The organism is Dactylosporangium cerinum (assembly GCF_042653625.1).
Lineage (GTDB): Bacteria > Actinomycetota > Actinomycetes > Mycobacteriales > Micromonosporaceae > Dactylosporangium > Dactylosporangium cerinum.
The window spans coordinates 368746-391046 of the sequence record NZ_JBHSIU010000037.1 but is presented as its reverse complement, the minus strand read 5'-3'; the positions used below and the strand labels follow the sequence as shown (position 1 = coordinate 391046).

General features: G+C 72.2%; 18 protein-coding genes. 8 read left to right on the top strand and 10 right to left on the bottom strand.

What is annotated here, in order from left to right:
* Positions 1-65: 65 nt before the first annotated feature.
* The gene (locus ACFPIJ_RS28415; protein WP_380119138.1) at positions 66-482 is read left to right on the top strand and encodes a hypothetical protein; all 417 of its coding nucleotides are present in this window, start codon (positions 66-68) and stop codon (positions 480-482) included.
* Here the strand turns inward: ACFPIJ_RS28415 and ACFPIJ_RS28410 are convergent.
* A complete protein-coding gene (locus tag ACFPIJ_RS28410; RefSeq protein ID WP_380119136.1) occupies positions 477-959 on the bottom strand; it encodes a hypothetical protein in 483 nt (160 codons plus the stop codon). The two genes, ACFPIJ_RS28415 and ACFPIJ_RS28410, sit on opposite strands and share 6 nt — an antisense overlap.
* Positions 960-964: 5 nt before the next feature.
* Positions 965-1405: a hypothetical protein gene (locus tag ACFPIJ_RS28405; protein ID WP_380119133.1), complete on the bottom strand. Its 441-nt coding sequence runs from the start codon at positions 1403-1405 to the stop codon at positions 965-967.
* Positions 1406-1524: 119 nt separating this feature from the next.
* Here ACFPIJ_RS28405 and ACFPIJ_RS28400 point away from each other — a divergent pair, with 119 nt between their 5' ends.
* Complete coding sequence (locus ACFPIJ_RS28400; protein WP_380119130.1) at positions 1525-2022, top strand: SigE family RNA polymerase sigma factor; 498 nt, start codon at positions 1525-1527, stop codon at positions 2020-2022.
* The gene (locus ACFPIJ_RS28395) at positions 2019-2660 is read left to right on the top strand and encodes a hypothetical protein (protein ID WP_380119128.1); all 642 of its coding nucleotides are present in this window, start codon (positions 2019-2021) and stop codon (positions 2658-2660) included. The genes ACFPIJ_RS28400 and ACFPIJ_RS28395 overlap by 4 nt, the downstream gene beginning before the upstream one ends.
* A 143-nt stretch (positions 2661-2803) precedes the next feature.
* Here the strand turns inward: ACFPIJ_RS28395 and ACFPIJ_RS28390 are convergent, their stop codons facing one another.
* Positions 2804-5785 carry a BTAD domain-containing putative transcriptional regulator gene (locus ACFPIJ_RS28390; RefSeq protein ID WP_380119126.1) on the bottom strand — a complete coding sequence of 994 codons (2982 nt, stop codon included), beginning with the start codon at positions 5783-5785 and terminating at the stop codon, positions 2804-2806.
* A gap of 54 nt (positions 5786-5839) precedes the next feature.
* Here ACFPIJ_RS28390 and ACFPIJ_RS28385 point away from each other — a divergent pair, with 54 nt between their 5' ends.
* Positions 5840-6706: an alpha/beta fold hydrolase gene (locus ACFPIJ_RS28385; protein ID WP_380119124.1), complete on the top strand. Its 867-nt coding sequence runs from the start codon at positions 5840-5842 to the stop codon at positions 6704-6706.
* Positions 6707-6768: 62 nt separating this feature from the next.
* A complete protein-coding gene (locus ACFPIJ_RS28380) occupies positions 6769-8367 on the top strand; it encodes a methyl-accepting chemotaxis protein (RefSeq protein WP_380119121.1) in 1599 nt (532 codons plus the stop codon).
* Positions 8368-8436: 69 nt separating this feature from the next.
* Here ACFPIJ_RS28380 and ACFPIJ_RS28375 read toward each other — a convergent pair whose 3' ends face one another.
* Positions 8437-11616: an efflux RND transporter permease subunit gene (locus ACFPIJ_RS28375; protein WP_380119118.1), complete on the bottom strand. Its 3180-nt coding sequence runs from the start codon at positions 11614-11616 to the stop codon at positions 8437-8439.
* Positions 11617-11715: 99 nt separating this feature from the next.
* On the opposite strand from ACFPIJ_RS28375, the gene ACFPIJ_RS28370 reads away from it, so the two are divergent.
* Both ACFPIJ_RS28370 and gltX read left to right on the top strand, forming a co-directional pair.
* Entirely contained in the window at positions 11716-12210 is a 495-nt protein-coding gene (locus tag ACFPIJ_RS28370; protein ID WP_380119116.1) for a MarR family winged helix-turn-helix transcriptional regulator, read from the top strand.
* A complete protein-coding gene (gene gltX / locus ACFPIJ_RS28365) occupies positions 12207-13628 on the top strand; it encodes a glutamate--tRNA ligase (RefSeq protein WP_380119113.1) in 1422 nt (473 codons plus the stop codon). Before ACFPIJ_RS28370 ends, gltX begins: the two co-directional genes overlap by 4 nt.
* On the opposite strand, the gene ACFPIJ_RS28360 is transcribed toward gltX, so the two are convergent.
* Positions 13625-13999: a DUF4440 domain-containing protein gene (locus ACFPIJ_RS28360; RefSeq protein ID WP_380119111.1), complete on the bottom strand. Its 375-nt coding sequence runs from the start codon at positions 13997-13999 to the stop codon at positions 13625-13627. The genes gltX and ACFPIJ_RS28360 overlap by 4 nt on opposite strands.
* 44 nt (positions 14000-14043) lie before the next feature.
* Between ACFPIJ_RS28360 and ACFPIJ_RS28355 the strand changes: the two genes are divergently transcribed.
* Entirely contained in the window at positions 14044-15327 is a 1284-nt protein-coding gene (locus tag ACFPIJ_RS28355; protein WP_380119109.1) for a cellulase family glycosylhydrolase, read from the top strand.
* On the opposite strand, the gene ACFPIJ_RS28350 is transcribed toward ACFPIJ_RS28355, so the two are convergent.
* From ACFPIJ_RS28350 to ACFPIJ_RS28330, 5 genes are all read right to left on the bottom strand, one after another.
* A complete protein-coding gene (locus ACFPIJ_RS28350) occupies positions 15302-15961 on the bottom strand; it encodes a hypothetical protein (RefSeq protein ID WP_380119107.1) in 660 nt (219 codons plus the stop codon). The two genes, ACFPIJ_RS28355 and ACFPIJ_RS28350, sit on opposite strands and share 26 nt — an antisense overlap.
* Before the next feature lie 16 nt (positions 15962-15977).
* Positions 15978-17297, bottom strand: coding sequence for a TIGR04013 family B12-binding domain/radical SAM domain-containing protein (locus ACFPIJ_RS28345; protein WP_380119105.1), 1320 nt, complete (start codon positions 17295-17297; stop codon positions 15978-15980).
* A 23-nt stretch (positions 17298-17320) separates the two neighbouring features.
* A complete protein-coding gene (secA2, locus tag ACFPIJ_RS28340) occupies positions 17321-19663 on the bottom strand; it encodes an accessory Sec system translocase SecA2 (RefSeq protein ID WP_380119103.1) in 2343 nt (780 codons plus the stop codon).
* Between the two features lie 730 nt (positions 19664-20393).
* Positions 20394-21281, bottom strand: coding sequence for a glycoside hydrolase family protein (locus tag ACFPIJ_RS28335; RefSeq protein ID WP_380119101.1), 888 nt, complete (start codon positions 21279-21281; stop codon positions 20394-20396).
* Positions 21282-21299: 18 nt separating this feature from the next.
* On the bottom strand, positions 21300-22232 hold the full coding sequence (locus tag ACFPIJ_RS28330; protein ID WP_380119099.1) for a sulfotransferase domain-containing protein: 933 nt from the start codon (positions 22230-22232) through the stop codon (positions 21300-21302).
* Positions 22233-22301: the final 69 nt, after the last annotated feature.

The following is a 22301-nucleotide window of genomic DNA, read 5'->3' as shown; positions in this document are numbered from 1 at the left end:
CGTCGATGCGGGGCAATCCGTAGCGTTGCGCAGGTCAGTTGTGCGCAGTGTTGGGAGTCGTCGTCGTGACCGAGCAATACGCCGGAGCCCTGCTCTACCTGGTCCCGGTCATCGTGGCGGCCGTCGTCGCGTTCGTGGTCACCCGGCCGGAGAAGGACGAACCGGCCCCGGTGGCCGCCGCGCCCCTGGACGCGTTCCCGGCACCCCGCCGGATCCCGGCGCAGCGCAGCTCCAGCCCGCCGGTTTCGTCGTACACCGGCCACAACCGCCGCAACTCCACCTCGCCGCAGCAGTCCCCGACGCTGCTGCACGCCGCGCTGTCGTCGCACCTCGCCGCGGTGTCCCGCACCGCGACGTCCACCACCGCGCCGCTGTCCTCGAAGCAGCCGGTCGTCCGCCCGGCCCGGCTCGTGTCGATCCGCCGCCCGGCCCGCATCCCCCGGCGGCCGCTGCACCAGTGCCCGCACAAGCTCGGGTCATAGATGCTGCATGCCGGTGCCGACGTCGATGTGGCTCTGCGGCGACAGGCGTAGCTGCGGCCGCCGCCGCCCGTCCACGGCCTGCTTCCGCCGGCCGACCGTCAGGTGGAAGTTCACCAGGTAGGCGCCGTCCTCGCGGCGCAGCGTGGTCAGCCCGAAGTGCTCGCGCATCTCGCACAGCCGGGCACTGTGGCAGTCGACCCACAGGTGCAGCCCGTTCTCGTCCTTCACGACCGGCGACACCTGGACGGTGACCCGCTCGCCGACGAACGCCGTGCCCCAGGCCGCCACGTTCCGGCTCGGCGCCTCACCCTTCATCACCGAGATGTGCGGCCGCGCCGCCGGCTTGAACACCACGCCGGTCGGTTCCACCAAGGCGAGCGCTTCGGCGGGGACGCTCAGCAGGTACCAGTCCGGCTCGTAGACGATCTCACCCAGCAGCTGCGGGGCGCCGACGTAGTCCTCCAGCCGGGTGGACATCGCGGTCAGTCCCCGGTGGCGCCGAAGAACAGGATCTGCGCCGGCCCGTCGGCACCGTGGATGATCAGGTGCCGCCCGACGCCGCGCCCGGTGAGCAGCGCCTCGATCGGCCCCTCGAGGTCGGGCGGCAGGTCGTCCGCGGTCGGGTGGGCCGTGCCGAACACGGCCGTGCACTCGGCGTCCGTCACCTCGAACGTCCGGCCGAACGTCCTCTCGCCCCGGGGGTCGCCGGTGCCCACCTCGAAGACGTCCAGGACCGAGTGGGTCATGCTCTCGCGGACGTTCCGGTCGGCCCAGAGTTCCTCCTCGGTCGCCGGCTTCGGCCGGTCGCTGCCGTACGGCCAGTAGTAGTCGCCGGCGGCGAACACGTCGGCGCGGAGCCGCTGGAGCGTGGCCGCGACCCCGCCGTCGTAGGGGACCAGGTAGTCCCATCCTGACGCACCCATGTGGACCTCCGCCCGGTCGACCGTTGCGGAGATCCTGCCACGGCCCGGCCGGAGGCAACCTGGCGAGCCGTCCGCGTTGTGTCTCAGTTGGACGGGGGACGCGTCCGCGAGGAGGCAACATGTCGGAGCCGGCTGGATTCCGTGAGTACGTGCTGGCCCGGCAAGCCGCGCTGCTGCGCACGGCGCGGTTGTTGACCGGGGACTGGCAACAGGGCGAGGACCTGGTCCAGACGGCCCTGGTGAAGGTCTGGCCGCATTGGGAACGCCTGATCGCCGGTGGCGCCGATCCGGACGGCTACGTGCGGCGGGTCATGGTGACCAGCTACCTGACCTGGCGTCGCCGTCGCTGGTGGGGGGAGCAGCCGACGGCCCAGCTGCCGGACGTCGCCGACACCGGCGACGCGTTGGCCGGTGTGGACCTGCGGGATGTGCTCGCGCGGGTGCTGCCGGCGCTGCCGCCGGCCCAGCGCACGGTCCTGGTCCTGCGGTTCTACGAGGACCTGTCGGTGGAGCAGACCGCGCAACTGCTCGGATGTTCAGCGGGCACGGTGAAGAGCCAGACGTCGAAGGCGTTGGAGAAGCTGCAGGCCGCGGCCGTGCCGGGAGGGAACCGATGACCATGGATGACCTTGAGCAGCGGGTTTCGGTTGCGCTGGACGAGCTGGTCCAGCAACCGGCCGGGTCCCCGTCGTTGTTCGACCGGGTGGCGGACCGGGCCCGCCGCCGCCACCGTCGTCGTCTGGTGGGTGCGGCAGTGGTCGCCGTGGGGGTCGTCGCCGCCGGGAGTCTCGCGCTGCGCCCGGGCGGTGGCGACACGACGAGCGCGACAGTGGCCACCGCGTCGTGTCCGGGTCAGGATCCGGGGCGGCCCGCCAACCCCGACCGCCCGGATCTGGCTGATCGGCTCGTTCCGGGCAGACCGGTCATTGCCACCCTCTGCCGGTATCACCGACCGGACGAATCCGCCCCCTCGGGGACGCTGGCCCGTTCGGTCGTGATTCGAGACGCCGATGTGACCGCGCTCGCGGCAACGCTCAATTCGGGGCAACCGATGCTGAAGGACGCGGTGTACAGCTGCCCGGGGTTCTCGAGAGGATCGATGATCGCCATCTTCGAATACCGCGCCGGTGCGGCGGTCACGGTCTCGATCTCGTTCAGCGACTGCGAGCTCGCGTCGAACGGCCCCGTGACGGTGTTCACCCCGCAACTGGCCCTGCAGCGGCTGACGGACCTGGTCGGGAAGGACCCGGATTAGCGCGGGACCGTCGAGACGCTCGATGCCGGTGAGGTCCCACATCCGTGCGTTCTGCAATCGGGATGGAACGAGCCTCGTCGAATGCGGCGGCCCGGACGAGCCGTGCGGGCTGCGAGCTGTCTGGTCGATCTGGGTGGGCACGGTCACGCGAGGGCGTCGAGGTATCCGGCGACCGGGCCGAACGTGAGGACCCCGGACTGGGCGCCGGCGTGTTCGGCGGCGGCTGGGAGCAGGGCGGCGCGCAGGGCGCGCATCGTGGGACGGTCGTCCAGGGCCACGGCCGCGCGGGCGGCCAGGCACAGGCGGGCCTCGAGCAGGGCGTCGTGCGGTGACGGGGGCAGGGCGCGCAGCGCGGCCAGCGCCTCGGCCGGGTGGTCGGCACGCAGAAGCAGCAGTGGGCGGACCCACGGCTCGTACGGGCCCCAGTCCGTGGAGGGGTAGCTGCCGAGGCTGAGCAGGGACAGGCTCAGCAGGCCGTCGGCCATGCCGGGCATGTCGGCGCGGGACAGGGCGTCGTGCGCGGTGCGGTACGCGGGCTCCGAAGGTTGCCGCAGTGCCGTGTACAGCGCGGTGAAGACGCCGACCAGTGGCAGGTCGTAGCGGGTGGCGAGGGCTCCGGCGGCGGAGGCGTGCCGGTCGGCACGAGGCAGGTCGCCAAGGGCGGCGGCGGACTGCAGCTGGATCAGGTGGCCGAGGACCTCGAACGTGACGAGGTCGTGCCGGGCGGCCAGGTCGGTGAGTTCGGCGCCGATGGCGGCGCGGGCCGGGGCCAGGCCGGTGCGGTGGAAGGTGTGCATATAGCGGGCGTTCAGGGCCACGGCCAGTTGCAGCGGGTCCCCGGTGGTCCGGGCGATGCGTTCCGCCGCGATCGCCGCGAGCAGCCCCTGGTGGGTGGTGGTGCCGCGCAGCTCCAGGGCGAGGGTGCTCAGCAGGCGCCCCCGGTGCGCGTCGTCGAGCGGGGTGCGCAGGGCCCGGGTCGCGGCCGTGACGAGCTGCTGGGACAGGTGCTCGTCGTCGTTACGGGGCCAGACGGCGGGGACGTCGAAGGTGGTGAGGGCGGCGGGGTCGGGGGCGACGGCGGCGCGCAGGCGGCGGGACTCGGCCAGATGGCCGGTGACGGCGAGGGCGCGGGACAGGCCCATCAGCACCGCGGGGGTGGTGCCCGCCAGGCGCCAGAAGCGGGCGGCCTCGTGCGGGTCGCCGCGGCGTTCGGCCCGGGCGGCGGCGGCTTCGGCGTACCGGGCGGCAGCGGCGGCGTGCGCGGGACCGGCGTGGCCGAAATGGTGGGCGAGGGACTCGACGTCGGACGGGTGGATGCGGGCGAGCGCGAGTCCGGCGTCGGCGTGCCAGGCGCGGCGGCGCAGGGCCGACAGGTCGCCGTAGACGGTGTCGCGGATCAGGACGTGGGTGAACCGGAGGCCGCCGTCGGTGAGGAACCCGGCGTCGACGGCCGGGTCGAGGACGGACGGGTCCGGCAGGAGGGCGGCGAGGACGTCGGGGTCGACGTCGCGGCCGAGGACGGCGGCGAGCCGCAGCGCGGCCTGCGCGGGCGGCGGCAGCTGGGCGAGGCGGTGGCGCAGGACGTCGCGTACCCCGGCTGGCACTTCCTGCAGGGCGCCGGCGCCCTCGTCCTTGACGAGCCGGGCGAGCTCCCGGACGAAGAACGGGTTGCCGCCGGTGCGCCGGTGCACGGCCGCCGTGTCGAGGTCACGGCCGGCGACGGCGCGGGCGAGGGCCGCGGTGGCGGGCTCGGACAGGCCGCCGAGGAGGATCCGCAGCGGCTCGGCGCGGGCGAACCGGGCGAGGGCGGCGGTGAGCGCCGGACCGATCTCGGTGGCGCGGAACGTCCCGGCGAGCAGGACGGGACCGCGGACCGGGTCGCGTTCGGAGAACAGGCCGGTGAGCACGTCGAGGGTCCCCTCGTCGGCGCGGTGCAGGTCGTCGGCGATGAGGAGCACGGTGGCGGTCCGGGCGGCCGCGCTCAACGCCTCCACCGCGGCGCGGCGCCGGCGGAGGTGGCCGGCGGCGGGGTCGGCGATCGGCGTCGCGGTGGCCGGCCGTAGGACCTCGGGGTGGACGGCCTGGGCGCCGTCGTGTTCGGGGGCGTGGCCCCATGACACCGTCCAGCCGGCGGCGGCGAGGTCGCGGGCGAGGGCGGAGACGAGCGCGGTCTTGCCGGCGCCGGGTTCGCCGGACACGAGGGCGAGGACCGGCTGGCCCGCGGAGACGGCGTCGGCCGCGGCCCGCCGGAGCCGGTCCAGTTCCACGTCCCGCCCCACGAGGTCCGGCGCCCGGGACGGCGACCAGGACGGCCCCCAGAGCGACGACCCAGGCGCTGACAAAGGCGCTGGCCCGGACGCCGGCACCGGCGCCGCACCGGCCAGCGACGGCGACTGGGTGAGGATGCCGGTTTCCAGGGCGCGCAGGCCCGGGCCCGGGTCGATGCCGAGCTCGTCGGCGAGGACCGTCCGGGCCCGGCGCAGCGCGGCGAGGGCGTCGCCCTGGCGCCCGGACCGGTACAGGGCGAGCGCCAGCGACTGCCAGGCGTCCTCCCGCAGCGGGTGCGCGGTCGTGTGGGCCTGCAGCTCGGCGGCAGCGTCCGCGGGGCGGTCGAGGGCGAGCAGCGCGGCCGCGTGGCGTTCCACGGCGAGGGCGCGCAGCTCGTCGAGGCGGTCGATCTCGGCCCGGGCCCACGGCGACGCCTCGAACTCGGCGTAGGCGGGCCCGCGCCACCAGCGCAGCGCCTCGTCGAGCCGGCGCACCGCGTCCGCCGGGGCGAGGTCGCGGGCCGCGTCCACGGTGGCCTCGAACCGCCAGGCGTCGACATCGGCGGCCCGCAGCGCGTAGCCGGGTGGCTCCGTCACCAGCACCGTCGCCGGCCGGCGGGCGGCGCGGTCCGGTTCGATCGCGCGCCGCAGGTCGGCGACGAACGTGCGGATCGCCGCGACCGCCCCGCGCGGCGGGTGCTCGGGCCACAGGTCGTCGACGAGGACGCCGACGGGGACGACCCGGCCGCGGGCGACGACGAGCCGGGCGAGGACGGCCCGCTGGCGGGCGCCCTGCAGCGGGACGGGTCCGGCGCTGGTCGCGGCCTCCACCGGACCGAGCACGCCGAACCTGACCACCCCAGTAATCTACTGCTCATCGGACACTCATCGGCGCCGCGCAGGCTGGGCCGCATGAGGATCAACGGCTTCGACTACCAGCAGGTCCCGGTCGCCGGTGGGGTGGCGCTGCACACCGCGGTCGGCGGCGAGGGGCCGCCGGTCGTGCTCCTGCACGGCTTCCCGCAGACGCATCTGATGTGGCGGCACGTCGCCGCCGACCTGGCCGCCGACCACACTGTGATCTGTCCGGATCTGCGGGGGTACGGCGACAGCAGCAAACCCGCCGGCACCGGCGCGTACGCGAAGCGGGTCATGGCCGCCGACGTGGTCGCGCTGGCCGCCGCGCTCGGCCACGACCGGTTCGCCCTGGCCGGGCACGACCGGGGTGCCCTCGTCGCGTTCCGGGCCGGACTCGACCATCCGGACGCGGTGACGCACCTGCTGTCCCTCGACGTGCTACCGACGCTGGACATGTGGGACGTCATGCGCGGCACCACCGCCTCGGTCGGGTTCCACCTGTACCTGATGGCGCAGCCGCCGGGGTTGCCGGAGACGCTGATCGGGGCGAGCCCGGACGCGTTCTTCGGCCATTTCCTCGACCTGTGGGCGCGGGACCCGGCCACGATCCCCGCTCCGGTGCGGGACGTGTACCTCGCTGCCTGCCGTGACGCCGTCGCGTCGATCGTCGCGGACTACCGGGCCTCGGCCGGCGTGGACGTCGAGCACGACCTGGCCGACCGGGCGGCGGGCAGGTCGCTGCGGATGCCGGTGAGCGTGCTGCAGCAGGACTGGGGTGCCGCGCTCGGGTTCGACGCGGCGGCGCGGTGGCGGGCGTGGGCGCCCGACCTGGAGCACACGACCGTGCACTGCGGGCACTTCATGGCCGAGGAGTCACCGACGGAGGTGGTTCGGGCGATCCGGGCGCTGCTGGCCCGCTGAAGCTCAACTCCGGGCCGCGAGCGTCGATGCGTGAGGTAAAGACCGTCATTGGGGGCTCCCGCATGAGTACAACCTCGGCATCGCCGCGTCGCGGCATCGGTGACGTGCCGGTCGGCGCGAAGATCTTCGGCGCGGTGTTGATCGTCGTCGTGACGTTCGCGGTCGTGGTGGGCCTGTGTTTCACTGGCCTCAAACGGCTGGCCGACGGCGGGCAGGCGGTGTACGACGACGGGGTCCGGCCCACCCAGACCCTCGCCCAGCTGCGCGCGGACGTCCTCGCGGACCTGAACACGACGGTGAAGTACTACATCTCCAACGCCGAGTGGCGGGCGAAGCACCTCGAGCAGATGAAGAAGCTCGACGCCGGCATCGCCGCGTCGATGGAGCGGTACGCCGGTGAGACGGCCGACCCGGCCAGCTTCGACAGCCTCCGCAAGGACTGGGAGTCGTACAAGCAGGTGCGCGACGGCGAGGTCCTCACCGCCGCCGACAAGAGCGACCTGAACGGCTTCTGGACCGGGTACAACAAGTCCGAGCTGCTCACCGACGACATGAACAAGCGGTTCGAGAGCCTCGTCGCCAGCCAGGCCGCCGCGGCCGCCGCGGAGGCGAAGGCGGTCAAGGACAAGCGGGCCGGCACCAACTGGCTGGTCCTCGGCGGCGCGGCGCTCAGCCTGCTGCTCGGTCTTGCCGTGGCGTGGCTGGTCACCGGGGCGGTGGTGGGCCCGCTGCGCCGGGTCACGACCGTGCTGGAGGCGGTGGCCGACGGTGACCTGACCCGCCCCGCCGACGTCGGCGGTCGCGACGAGGTGGGCCAGATGGCCTCAGCGCTGAACCGGGCCATCGCCAGCATGCTCACCGCGGTCCAGACGATCAGCGCCAGCGCCACCGCGCTCGGCGGGTCGTCGCGGAACATGGCCGGCATCAGCGACAAGCTGGCCGGGGGCGCGACCCAGACCGCGCAGCGCGCCGGCGCCGTCCGGCACGCCGCCCAGGACGTGGCCGGTCACGTGCAGACCCTCGCCGCCGCGGCCGAGGAGATGGGCGCCGCGATCCGGGAGATCGCCTCGAGCGCCGGCGACGCCGCGGCCGTGGCGGGCGAGGCGGTCACCTCGGCGCGCGAGGCCACCGGCATCGTGGGCCGGCTGGGCGAGTCGTCGTCCGAGATCGGCAACATCGTCAAGGTGATCACCTCGATCGCCGAGCAGACCAACCTGCTCGCGCTGAACGCCACGATCGAGGCGGCCCGCGCCGGCGACGCGGGCAAGGGCTTCGCCGTCGTCGCGAGCGAGGTGAAGGACCTGGCCCAGGAGACGGCCCGGGCGACCGAGGACATCGCGGCCCGGATCCAGACCATCCAGGGGGAGACGACCGCCGCGGTGGCCGCCATCGAGGGGATCACGCAGATCACCGACCGCATCAGTGACCACCAGACGACGATCGCCTCGGCCGTCGAGGAGCAGACCGCCACGACCGGCGAGATCAGCCGGAGCGTCTCGGAGGCCGCCTCCGGCGCCGACGAGATCGCCCGCAACATCGGCGGCGTGGCCGACGCCACCGAGTCGACGAGCCAGACCGTCGAGGAGTCCCGGTCGGCCGCCGACGCCCTCGCCCGGACGGCGGAGGACCTCAACATGGCGGTCGGCCGCTTCCGGGTCTGACGGATCGTCCGAAAGGGTCCCCGCACAGCACAATGGCCGGCCTCCACGAGGCCGGCCATTGTGGGTGGTTCAGTGCGACGGTGCCGGTTCGAGCGGGTCGACCCGGTGCCGGCCCTCGCCGTCGCCGTCCTCGCCGCCGGAGGGCGCCGCCGGGGTGACCGCGGCGTGCCGGCCCTCCCGCTTCAGCCGGCGGCGTTCCTTCACGCCTTCGGCCATCGTGTACAGCGTGGGCACCAGCACCAGCGTCAGCAGGGTCGAGCTGATCAGGCCGCCGATGACGACGATGGCCAGGGGCTGCGAGATGAACCCGCCCTCACCGGTGAGACCGATCGCCATCGGCGCCAGGGCGCAGATCGTGGCGACGGCCGTCATCAGGATCGGGCGGAGCCGGTGCCGGCCGCCCTCGATGACCGCCTGGCGGACGGGCATGCCGCCCTCCCGGTACTGGTTGATGAGGTCCATCAGCACGATCGCGTTGGTGACCACGATGCCGATGAGCATCAGCACGCCGATCATCGCCGGCAGGCCCAGCGGGGTGCCCGTCGCGAGCAGGAGCAGGATCGCCCCGGTCGCGGCGAACGGGATCGACACCAGCAGGATGAACGGCTGGGCGATGCTGCGGAACGTCGCCACCATGATGATGAAGACGATCGCGATCGCGGCGAGCATGGCCAGGCCGAGCTGCGCGAACGCCTCCTGCTGGTCCTCGGTGACGCCGCCGAGGGTGACGGTCGCGCCGGCCGGCAGCTTCAGCGCGTCGAGCTGCTTCTGCAGGTCCCCGGAGACCTCGCTCAGGCTGTCGCCGGTGGACCGGCCGGTGACCGAGGCGCTGCGGTTGCCGTCGATGCGGGTGATGGCGACCGGGCCGGCGCCCTCCTTGACGTCGGCGACCTGGTCGAGCCGCACGAACGGCGGCGTCGCGCCCTGGACCGGGATCTGCAGCGCCTTCAGCGCCGCCAGGGTCGCCGGGGCCGGGCCGGAGCGCAGGATCAGGTCGCGCTGCTGGCCGTCGACGGTGAGCTGGGCGAGGTTCTGCCCGCGGTAGGCGGCGCTGACGATGCCACCGACCGCCGCGTCGGACAGCCCGTACTTCGCGGCCACATCGCGCTTGACCTTCACGTCGACCCGCGGGTTGCTGGCCGCCAGGTTGCTCTCGACGTCCGCGATGCCGGGCGTGCTCTTCATCGCGTCCTGAGCAAGCTTGGCCGCGGCGGCCAGGTCGTCGGTGTTGTTGGCCTTGATGACGACCTCGAGCTGGTCGCCGGAACCGCCTCCGCCACCGCCGGCGGTGATCTTCACGGTGCCGAACGCCTTGTTGTCGACGACCTGCGTGCGCAGCTCCTCGATGACCTTGTCGACGTCGGCGTCCTCCTTCGCGGTGACCGAGAAGTTGGCCGTGTTGCCCGACTGCGCGCCGGCCCAGCCGAAGCCGGCCGAGGCGCCGATGGTGACCTGGTAGGACTCGATGTCGCCACGGGCGCCGAGGAGGTCCTCGACCTTCTTCGCGGCGGCGTCGGTGACGGCGAGGCTGGAGCCGACCGGCAGCTCCTGCGAGATGGAGAACTCGGTCTGCCCGCTCTGGTCGATGAAGTTGGTCTTCAGCTGGGTGGCCAGACCGATCGTCGCGAAGAAGACGAGGATGCTGACGCCGACGGTGATCCAGCGGGTACCCCGGCTGCGGGTGACCCAGGAGATGATCGGCACGTAGGTCCGCTGGAGGCGGCCGCGCTCCTCCTTGTCGAGGGCCTTGGCGAGGATCGCCTCCCGCTCCAGGGCGCCGACCTGCTTCGGCGGCTTCAGGAACCAGTACGCGAGGACCGGCACCACGGTGAGCGAGACCAGCAGCGACGCGACCAGCGCGACGGTGATGGTGATCGCGAACGGGCGGAACAGCTGCCCGGCGAAGCCGCCGACCAGGCCGATCGGCAGGAACACCGCGACCGTGGTCAGGGTGGAGGCGACGACGGCGCTGGTGACCTCGCGGACGCCGGTGAGGATCGCGTGGCGTTTCTCCTCGCCGTATTCCAGATGTCGTTTGATGTTCTCCAGCACGACGATGGAGTCGTCGACGACCCGGCCGACGGCGATGGTGAGCGCGCCGAGGGTGAGCAGGTTCAGCGAGTAGTCGCCGAGCCACAGGCCGATCAGCGCGACGACCACCGACAGCGGGATCGACACCGCGGTGACGAGCGTCGAGCGCAGCGACACCAGGAACACCAGGATCACGATGACGGCGAAGAGCAGGCCGAGGGCGCCCTCGGTGCTGAGGCTCTTGATGGACTTCTCCACGAACGGCGCCTGGTCGAAGACCGAGGTGATCGCGACGTCGCCGCCGAGCTCCTTCTTGAGCTCGTCGAGCTTGTCCTGCACCGCGTGGCTGATCTTGACCGCGTTGCCGTCCGGCGAGGCGGTGACCGCGATGCCGAGGCTGGGCTTGCCGTTGGTGCGGGTGATCGACGTCGTCTCCGCGGTCTTGAGCTCGACCTTCGCGACGTCGCCGAGCTTCGTGGCCGGCGTGACGTTGAGCGCCTTGAGGTCCTCGATCGTGGAGAGGGCACCGCCGACCTGCACCGCGAGGGAGCGGTCACCTTCGGTGAGGGTCCCGGCGGGGAACGACACGCCGTTGGACTTGAGCGCGGCGGTCACCGTCTGGGCGTTGACCCCGGCCGGGAACGCCTTCGCCGGGTCGAGGGTGATCTCCACGTCCTGCGTCGCCGCGCCGGTGACCTCGACGGTGCGCACGCCCTCGATCCCCTGCAGCGCGGGCACGACGATGGCGTCGAGCTGCTGCGCGAACGCGATCTGGTCGCCGGTCTTGCTGGCGGCGAGGACCACGGCCGGCAGGTCGTCGGTCGAGCCGGCGATGACCTGCGGCTCGACGGTCGACGGCAGCGTCGACTTGATCCGGTTGATCGCCGTGGAGATCTTGTTGGTGATGTCGTCGATGGACGAGCCGAACTCGAACGACACCTGGACCGTCGCGACACCCTCACGCGTGGTGGAGGTGATGTCGGTGAGGCCGGGCACGCCCTGCAGGGCCTTCTCGATCGGAGCGGTGACCTGCTCCTCGACGATGTCCGGCGACACGCCCGGATAGGGCGCCAGCACGAACGCGGCTGGGAAGTCGATCGACGGGATGAGCTGCTGTTTCAGTGACGGGATGGCAATGGCGCCGAAGCCCAGGACGACGATCGCGATGATCGCGACCAGCCCCCGGTTCGCCAAACTGAGCCGGGCGAGGAACGACATGGTCTGGAGTCTTCTTCCGATCGGCTAAGACAGACGTTAGTTCGTGTGATGCTAACCGTTCGCCTCGCGCAAAGTTTTTCCAGGGGGTAAAACATTCCTGTGACGATTCACAGGAATGCGCTGCTGCTGCGCGTGATGACAGCCGAGCAGCGTCTGCGCACCCTGTTCGCGTATGACCGGACGAACCGGATTTTCTCAGTAAACCTCACGATGCAGCAGCTCAAGGTGCTTATTCTGCTCACCCGGCACGACGGGATCCCCTCGCAGGAGCTCACCAGACACCTGGGCGTGACGTTGGCCACGCTCTCCGGCATCGTGGACCGCCTCGTCGCACACGGCTACGTGACCCGGACCGAAGACCCCCACGACCGGCGGATCCGCCGGATCCACCTGTCGCCCGCCGGCCGCGAGGTGCTGACCGAGATCATGGACAGCGGCAACCGGGCGCAGCAGCGGCTCCTCCAACGCCTCGACGACGAGACCCTGCTCATGCTGGAGGCGGTGCTGTTGCGCCTGCTCGACGCCGCCCGCGCCGACGCGCTGGAGCAGGGCATCGAAATCCCGGATGACGAGGCCACTAGTCTGGAGGTGTGACGGTTCGAGTGCGTTTCGCCCCCTCCCCGACCGGGATGTTCCACGTCGGGGGTGCCCGTTCGGCCCTGCAGAACTGGATCTACGCCAAGCAGCAGGGTGGGGTGTTCGTGCTGCGGATCGAGGACACCGACGCCGCGCGCAACCGGCCGGAGTGGACCGAGGGCATCCTCAACGCCCTGGAGTGGATCGGCATCGCCCGGGACACCTACGAGGGCCCCTACTTCCAGTCCACCTACGCCGAGCAGCACACCGCCGCCGCGCACGAGCTCTACACCGCGGGCAAGGCGTATTACTGCGACTGCACCCGCGAGCAGGTCCAGGAGCGCGCCGGCGCCCAGTTCCGCGGCTACGACGGCTTCTGCCGCGACCGCGCGCTCGGCCCCGGTGAGGGCCGCGCGCTGCGCTTCCGCGCCCCCGACGAGGGCTCGACCGTCGTGGTCGACCTGGTCCGCGGCGAGCCGACGTTCGACAACAAGCTCATCGAGGACTTCGTCATCGCGCGCGCCGACGGCTCCGCGGTGTTCCTGCTCGCCAACGTCGTCGACGACATGACGATGGGCATCACCCACGTCATCCGCGCCGAGGAGCACCTGCCCAACACGCCGAAGCAGCAGCTGCTGTGGGCGGCGCTGGGCCGCACCCCGCCGGTGTGGGCGCACGTTCCGGTGGTGGTCAACGAGAAGCGCCAGAAGCTGTCGAAGCGCCGCGACAAGGTCGCCCTGGAGCAGTACCGCGACGAGGGCTACCTCGCCGACGCCATGCGCAACTACCTGATGCTGCTCGGCTGGGCGCCCTCCAACGACCGCGAGATCGTGCCGTGGTCGGTCATCGAGGACGAGTTCCGGCTCGAGGAGGTCAACCCGTCGCCGGCGTTCTTCGACGAGAAGAAGCTCCGCGCGTTCAACGGCGAATACATCCGCGCGCTGGCCCCGGAGGCGTTCGCCGAGGCGTGCCGGCCCTGGCTGACCGGCACCCCCGTCGCGCCCGGCGGGACCCCCGTCGCCGCTCCCCCGTGGGACCCGGCCGACTACGACCCGAAGGTGTTCGACGCCCTCGCCCCGCACGCGCAGACCCGCATCGCGCTGCTGGCCGAGATCGTGCCGAACGTCGACTTCGCGTTCCTCGCCGAGCCGGCCGTCGACGAGGCCGCGTGGGCGAAGGCGATGAAGGACGGCGCCGCGGACCTGCTCGGCGCGGCGATCGCCGCGTTCTCCACGGCCGCGTGGGACGCGGAGACGCTGAAGTCGACCCTGGAGGCCGTCGGCGCCGAGCGGGGCCTGAAGCTCGGCAAGGCCCAGGCCCCGATCCGGGTCGCGGTCACCGGCCGGTCGGTGGGGCTGCCGCTGTTCGAGTCCCTCGAGGTCCTCGGCCGCGACCGCACCCTCACCCGCCTCCGTGCAGCGGTGGCGAAGCTCTAGCGTTCGTCGTCCCACGCCATCGAGGTGATCAGCCACCCCGATGGCGTGCGGACGAACTGGGTGGAGATCCGGCCGGCCGCCGCGAAGGCGACCCCGTCCTGGACACCCCGCTTGTCGTAGACCGACCAGCGCTGCGCGACGTTGCCGAACACCTGCGTCTCCCCGGACCGCTCCGATTCGTGGAACTGCGTCAGCGCCCCCGACTCGACCAGCGCCAGCCGGGGTGCGATGAAGCCGTCCACCGTCGCCACCTCGGGCGCCTTCACCAGTAGCCCTTCCGGGATGAACAGGGTCCGGATCGCCTCGTAGTCCGGGCGCCCACCGGGCTCGAACGACACGGCCCGGAAGAAGTCGTGCAGCAGTGTCTCCATGTCCACGTGTGTAACACGCCCCGGCGCGGGTAGCGGTTCGCCTCGTGAGAAGCCTGGTCTGCGCCCTCGGGGTCGCCACGCTCGCCGGCGCGCTGCTGGCGCCGGCGCGGGTGCACGCCGAGCCGGCCGCCCCGCACACCGGCATCCAGGTGCGCGACGGCCGGCTGGTCGAGGCGACCGGCAGCGACCTCGTGTTGCGTGGCGTCAACCACGACGTCATGTGGTACCCGGACCGCAACGGGGCGTTCGCCGGCATCAAGGCCGCCGGGGCCAACGCCGTGCGCATCCCGCTCGGCATCGGGCATCAGTGGCGGCGCAGCGGTGCCGAAGAGATCAAGAAGGTCGTCAGCCTCTGCAAGGCGAACCGGCTGATCTGCATCCTCGACGCGCACGACACCACCGGGTTCGGCCAGGACAAGAAGGCCGCGACGATGGCGCAGGCCGTCCAGTTCTGGCTCGGGGTCCGCGACGCCCTCATCGGCGAGGAGGACCACGTCATCGTGAACATCGCCAACGAGCCCTTCGGCAACGGCGCCACGATGCCGTGGGTGCAGCAGACCACCGACGCGATCCGGGCGCTGCGGGCGGCCGGGTTCCGGCACACCCTGATGGTCGACGCGCCCGGCTGGGGCCAGGACGAGTCGTTCGTGATGCGCGACAACGCCGTGAAGGTCCGCGACGCCGACCCGACCGGCAACACGCTCTTCGACATCCACATGTACGGCGAGTTCGACACCGCGGCGAAGGTCAACTCCTACCTGAGCTCGTTCACCGACCGCCGCCTGCCGATCCTCGTCGGCGAGTTCTCCGGCGAGCACCAGTGGGGCGACCCCGACGAGGACGCGATCATGGCGTACGCGGAGGCCCGCGAGCTCGGCTACTTCGGCTGGTCGTGGAGCGGCAACGACAAGCAGTACAAGTACCTGGACCTGGTCGACGACTTCGACGCGGGGAAGCTCACCGCCTGGGGCCGCCGCTTCATCTCCGGCCCCAACGGCCTGACCACCGACACCCGCGAGGCCACGATCTACCGCAACGGCGCCGTCGCCCCGCCCCGGGCGCCGCAGCAGGTCCGGGTCGTCAATGTCACCAGCTCGACGATCACCATCGAGTGGAAGCCCCGGCGCAACGCCGTCTACCAGGTCGTCGCCGTCGACGGCGCGGCCGAGACCCGGGTCGCGACGACCAACCGGGCCACGGTCACGCTGTCCAAGCTGCGCGGCTCCACCGACTACACCTACGCGGTGTACTCCCGGGACCTGCTCGGCACCCGCTCACCGCGCTCGGCCATGGTCGCCGCCATCACCCCACCGGCCCGGCCCGGCTAGGCCACACGGCGGCGGTCAGGAACCCGGCGACCGTCAGCCAGAGCAGCGCCAGGATGCCCAGCTGCAGGACCACGTTGTGCCAGGCGCCGGCGGTGCCGTCCGACATCGCCAGGGGCCGGGGCCCGCTGACCCAGCCGTCGACGGCACCCGCCGGCCTGGCGTCCTGATAGATGCTGACCCGTTCGACTTCGAACGACCCGTCGGCGGCGCGGAACGTACCCTCACAATCGAAACCGTGCTCGAGTGCCGTGCAGTCCTCGACGGTGAGCGTGCCCCGCACCCCGCGGCCCTCGCTGGACCGGTAGGCGTCCGACAGCGACCGTGCCCCGTCGTAGGCGAACGCGAGCAGCCCGACGAGGACCGCGAGGGCGACCGCGCGGGTCCAGCCGGACCAGTCCCGGGGCCGCCACGCCGGCAGCGCCCCGCCGCGCAGGATGCCGGCCGCCCATCCGGCCACCACGACCCCGACCAGGATCCCGGCGGCGGCGTGCCCCTGCTGGATGAGGATGCGGTCGTCGTCGCCGTAGCGGCCCTTGAGTTCCTGCACGACGGTGCACGCGTAGCCGCCGTAGCCCAGGCAGAGCACCGCGGCCAGCCCGACCCACGCGGCGGCCTTGACCCTCGCTGTGATCACGCGCCGAGCGTAGGGCTCAACCCGCCGGTTCGGACGGTCGGCTTTCGGCCAGTGGCAGCAGGGTGCGGCTGCGGCCGGGACGCGGGTACTCGACCGCCGCGGCGGCGAGACGGGTGGCGTGCTCGCGCTGCTTCTGCCAGTGCCCGTACAGCGCGCCCTGCTGAGCAAGGCGGGACACGGCGCGGATCGTCTCCGGGTCGACGTCGCCCGGCGGCGCGTCCCGCCACGGCGTGCCCGGCAACGGCATGAACACGTGCGAGTGGATCCGGGCGCCGAGGTCCGCGAGCTCCTGGGCGAGCCGCAGCGACGCCTCCGCGTCCGCCGGGTCCTCCCCTGGCATCCCGAAGATCATGTCGACGTTGATCCGGAACCCCTCGGCGATGCCGATCCGCACGGCCCGCCGGACCGACTCGACGTCGTGCCCGCGTTTCGCGGCCTCGAGGACCCGCTCCGACCCGGACTGGGCGCCGACGATCAGGTTGTCGTTCGCGCAGTACCGCTTCACCAGCCGCAACGCGTCGACGGTCATGTGCTCCGGGCGGATCTCGCTCGGGAACGACCCGAAGAACACCCGCCCGTCGGGGCCGATCCCCTCCTTGCAGCTGGCCAGGAGCTCCTCGACCGCGCCGAGGTCCGGCTCCTCCCCGTCGGTGCCGTAGGACAGCGACGTCGGCGTGATGAACCGCACGTCCCGCTTGCCGAGCTCCCGCATCCGGTCGACATGCCAGCGCACGTTCTCCACGCTGCGGTGCCGGAACCTCGCGGAGAACATGAACGGGGTCTGGCAGAACCGGCACGCGTAGATGCAGCCGCGGGTGATCTCGATCGGGTTCATCCGCTTGTACGTGAGGGGAAACGCCCGGTAGGTGCCGAGCGGCTCCTTGTGCGCCTTGCCCGTGCGCGTGAGCTTCCCGTGCTCGTCGCGGTGGACGAGGCCGGTGATCCCGGCCGGGTCACCGCCGCTGTCGACGAGGTCGAGGAACGTCCGCTCCCCCTCCCCCACGGCGGCGACGTCCCAGCCCGCGTCGAGGGTCTGCACCGGCTCCGCGGTCGCGTGCACCCCGCCGGCGACGTGCACCGCCCCTGGTGCCTGTTCCTTGATGGTCGCGAGCTCCTCGGCGAGGGCGGCCGCGTCCGGCGAGTAGAACGACCACAGCACGAGCTTGCGGCCCCGCCGGGTGGTGATCGCCTCGATCGTCGCCTGCGCCGACTCGGCGAACACCACCTCGTACCGGGTGCCGGTGACGTGTTCCTCCAGCGCCGCGAGCAGCGTGTGGAAGCCGTACGTCACCGCCTTGCGGTACCGCAGGATCAGGACGAGGTCGGGGCCGCTCACCAACCCATCCTTGCAGCCTCCGATCAGGTGTAGGAAATGGCCGGGGGCTGACTGCCACGCAGCGCCTGGCCGATGAACTCGAAGAAACGGTCGGCCTCGGAGCCGAAGGGGTTGTCGGCCACCATGTAGGTCCAGGTCGAGGAGGGACGTCGCAGGCCGAGGTCGGCGAGGGTCGTGGCGTCCTCGGATGCCGCGTCGAGGGTGTGCCGGGTGGCCGCGGCGGCCGCTTGTGCCAGGCGGCGGAAGTCGTCGGTGGCGATGAGGTTGAACTCGTCGAGCGGGTCCTGGCGGCCGAGCACCCGCAGGTGGATGCCCTCGCGGACCTCGGCGAGCAGATGCAGGTGCCGGGTCCAGGCACGGTCGAGGTGGTAGAGCGCCACCTCGGTCGCGAGCCGGCGCCGGTCCGGCCGGGTCCACCGGTGCGGCTGGTCGGAACCGGCGGTCCAGACGTGCGCCAGGTGGTCCTCGAGCGCGGCCGGGTCGGTGAGCAGCCGTTCGCGGGTGTCGAGCTGCAGCCGCCGGTGCTGGTCGGTGGCCGTGTGGTAGCGGCGGGTGGTGCGATGCAGCTGCAGGAGCTTGCCCTCGGCGACGCGCTGGGCGTGCTCGTAGATCCGGCGGAACCGTTTGTCGCGGATCCGCCCGTCCGCGTCCACCGTTCGCGGGTCCATGTTGATGACCAGGTGCTCGGTCACCACGTCATCGTCGAGACTGGTGTAGTACACCGAACGACCCGGGTCGCCCTGCCGGCCCGCCCGGCCGCGGAGTTGATGGTCGAGCCTGGCGCTGTCGTAGCGCCCGAGTCCGAGCACCAGGAGCCCGCCCGCCGCGACGGCCCGCGGGGCGAGCCGGATGTCGACGCCACGACCGGCCATCTGCGTGGACACGGTGACGGCCGCGTGCTCCCCGGCGCGGGCGATGATCCCGGCTTCGGCGGCGTCGTTCTTGGCGTTGAGCACGACCGCAGCCACGCCGCGGCCGGCCAGGAGCCCGGCGAAGCGCTCGGAATCGGCCACGCTCGCCGTGCCGATCAGCACGGGCTGGCCGGCCGCATGAGCGGCCCGCACCCTGTCGGCGGCGGCCGCGTCGCGCTGCTCGGCCGTCAGATAGAGCCGGTCGGGCTCGTCGACGCGGATGCCGGGCCGGTTGGTCGGGATCGCGCCGGTGCGCAGGTCCAGGTCCTCCGCGAGACGAACGGAGGCGTCCAACGCGGTGCCGCTCATCCCGGTGACGACCCGGTAGCCACGGGCCACGGTCTCGACCAGCATCTGGTCGAGCACCTCGGCCGGCGCGGTCACCTCGAGGCCTTCCTTGCGCTCGATCGCGGCGTGCAGGCCGTCCGGCCACCGCTGACGGTCGGCGACCCGGCCGCGGGCGTCGTTGACCAGCCGCACCTGCCCCTCGGCCACGATGTAGTGCACGTCGCACTCCATGAGCGCGTGTGCGTGCAATGCCACATGCGCCGCCGTCAGCAGGCCGACGTGATCCTTGGCGTACAGGTCGTCGACGCCGAGGTGCTCCTCCAGCGCCGCGATCCCCGCCTCGTTGAACGACACGTTGCGCCGCTCGCCGTCGACCTCGTAGTCGACGCCCGCCGTCATCGCCGCGACCACCCCGGCCAGCGACGCCTCCTCCGGCCGCGGTTCGCCGTCCCCGGCGATCACCAGCGGGACCATCGCGTCGTCGAGCAGCACCGCGTCGATCTCGTCGATCACCGCCGCGTCGAGGTCCGGCACCAGCCGCTGCGCATCCTCGAACCGTTGCCGGTCGCGGAGCAGGTCGAACCCCACCTGGTGCACGGTCGCGTAGACCACGTCGCTGCGGTACGCCGCCCGCCGGTCGGCGTGGTCCATGCCGTCGACCACCGCCGCGCACGACAGCCCGAACGCCGCGAACAGGCTCGCCCCCGCGTGGGCGTCCCGACCGGCCAGATAGTCGTTGGCCGAGAGCACGTGCACCCGCCGGCCCGTCACCGCCAGCCCGGCCGCGACAAGGAACCCCACCAGGGTCTTGCCCTCACCGGTCTCCATGTCCACCACCCGGCCGCGGAGCATGCTCACCGCCGCCAGCAACTGCACCTCGAACGGCTCCATCCCCAGCCGGCGCCGCGCGACCTCGCTCGCGACCGCGAGATGTCCCACCAGGTCGCCGTCATCGGCAAGATCTGTGTTCGCGGTGCGCCCGGCGCGCTCGGACAGCGCCTCGTCGTCAAGCTCATGCAGCGCGGCACGTTCGCGCAGGACGGCCTCGACCAGCGGGGCGAACCGGCGCAGGTTTGCCGTCCCCGGCTCCTGCCGGAACCGTCGCACCAGCACAACAGCCCGCCGCCACCACGACGAGGGATCACGCAGCTGCTCCAGCCGGCCCATCATCCCAGGTTAGCCCCCGCGATCGATGTCAACGCCTGATCGCCGGCCGCCGTTCCTGGCCGCTGGTTGCGGTCCGCGGTTCTGGTCAGCGAGCAACCATCCGATCGATGGCCGAGGAGTCCAACCGCCGACCCACCACCGAATCCACAATCTTGGTGGTGATCGAGTCCTTGGTGGACTTGCTCGGCCGGCGGAAGCGGTCTGCGACCAGCGCGCTCCATCGGCTGGCGGTCCGGGCGGGTGTGCTGGACTAGATGCTGTGGTGGAGCGCTCGGTAACGCTGGTCGTGTGCGGAGCTCCGCTGACCCTGCGGACCGCCGACCTGGTCGGCGCGCCGCAGGCCGGTGGTTGGCGACCACGGGTTGTCGGGACACCGTCCTCGGCGGAGTGGCTCGACGCTGGCGCCGTCGAACGTATGACAGGACTCCCGCCGCAGTTTGACTTCCGCGCGCCCACCTTGGCCGGGCGCGCCGATCCTCCTGCAGCACTGGCAGTTTGCCCGGCGACGTTCAACACGGTGAACAAGGCCGCAGCCGGTGCGATGGACACGTACGCGCTGGGTCAGCTCTGTGAGGCACTCGGCATGAGGCTGCCAGACGACCCGCACTTCTGTGCGGGTCGTTTCGCACTGCGGGACGGTCACCTTCAGTAGCACCACGATTGCTCACAACGGCGCCACGCGACTCCACATCGCCTCGTGAACTGGCGCCGGGGCAGGTGCCGGACGCCATCATGCGAAGGGGGACGGCTCCGTGCGCAGCTCGTGGGCGCCGTCCTCGCGGGTGACCTCGTAGTAGAGGCGGCCCGGGATCGCGGTCAGGTAGCGCAGGCCGTGCGGGGCGTGCGGGGAGCCGCACGGCTCGGCGTCCGCGGCCGTCAGCGGCCCGAACAGGCCGTCGGGGCCCAGGGTGCCGCGGGCGGTGCCGGTGCGCTCCTCCCAGTTCTCCTCGGCGGTGGCGCGGCCGTCGTACGTGGCCGTCAGCTGCCCGTCGCGGACGGTCACGGCGCTCAGCCGGACGCCGCGCGCGTCCCAGCGGCCCGGGCGCGGCGCGAGGGCGACGCCCCGCCAGGTCCAGTCGACGCCGTCGGGGCTGGTGGCGTACCAGGTGGACATCCGGTCGGCGTGCTCGGCGGTTTCGAGGGGGTGCACAGAGGCCCACAGGTGCCAGCGCCGGCCGTCGAAGTGCAGGACGGGGTCCTTGACGCCGATCTCGTCGGAGCCGGGCAGCACCGTGAGCGCGGGCGCCTCGCCCAGCTTCTCCGGCTCGTCGGCCTCGAGCAGGTCGACTCTCCAGTGTTTGGTACCGGGGGTGGCGACGCTGACGTACAGCCGCCAGCGTCCCTCAGGGGTGACCACCAGCGCCGGGCGTTCCAGGGACGCGCCGCCGAAACGCTCCTTCGACACCTCCGCGACCGGGGTGAACGTCACGCCGTCGGCGGAGCGGGCGATCACGTTGGCGTAGCCGCGCCCGGATCCGATCGGCCTGCGCAGCCGGTACGCCAGAAACACCGACGACTCGTGCACGATGGCGCTGGGACCGCCGGCCCAGTTGCCGGCGCCGCCGGCAGGGGGCGCGACGACGAGCTCGGAACCGGTCTGACGGGGCAGCTCTGGCACGTGCGGATCTCCCGACTCTCAGTGGTAGTTGCTCGCGTGGTCAAGGCTCAGCCAGTCCGCGTACGACTCGCCGGAGACCTCCTGCAACAGCTCGATCTCCGCAACGAACCGCGGCAGCAGCGCGGCCCGCTGCTCCGGGGTGACCTTCGGGCGGCGGCCGTGCTGGCGGTGCAGCAGCGCCAGCAGCGGACCGCTGAACGCGTGCCGCACCGGCACCGGGAAGTGATGCCCGATCCTCCCACCGTTGCGCAGCAGGAAGCGCACTCCCGCGTTGAACCGCGTGTCGGCGACGTAGCGGCGCACGTTCTCCGGCGGGATCTGCGCCACGTGCCCGGTGGCGACGCCGAGGAACTCGCAGACCCGGTCGACGGTGCCGCCGGGGTCGTCGCGCAGGTCCTTGTACCGCAGCAGCAGGATCTGCTCCCGGGGGAAGTACTCCAGGAGGTGCCGCAGCTGGCTGCCGTACTGCCCGAGCGCGGTGTAGTGCCAGAAGTCCGCCCAGCCGGCGGCGGTGCGGGCCGGCTCCAGGGCGACCGCCTTCTCGAAGTCCGCCTCGGCCTCCAGCCCGGCGCCCCACAGGTGCGACCAGTTGGAGTGCGCCCGGTCGACCGGGTCGCGGAGCAGCAGGATGATCTTCGCCTTCGGGATCAGTCGATGGATGCGTTTGTGGGCTTCGTGGTCGTACAGGTAGAACGGCGTCGCCTCGCCCAGCAGCGCGCCCGGGGGTGCCGGGTCGAACAGCGCCTCGTACTCGTCGCGCCGCCAGATGTGTTCCTGATACGTCTGCCGGTCCCCGGGCCCGCCGTTCGTGGGCGGCGGCCCGTCGGAGAGGAAGAACTTGGGCTCCTTGACCTCGGACAGGAAGAGCTGCGGGTGTCGCACCAGCGCCGCGTGCAACGCCGACGTGCCCGCCTTCGGCACTCCGGCGACCAGGAAGTCCGGCAACGCCATCGAAGCCCCCTTTACCCATCGAATCAGTAGGGATCTAGCCTAACCGCCACGGACGAGGGACGACAACGG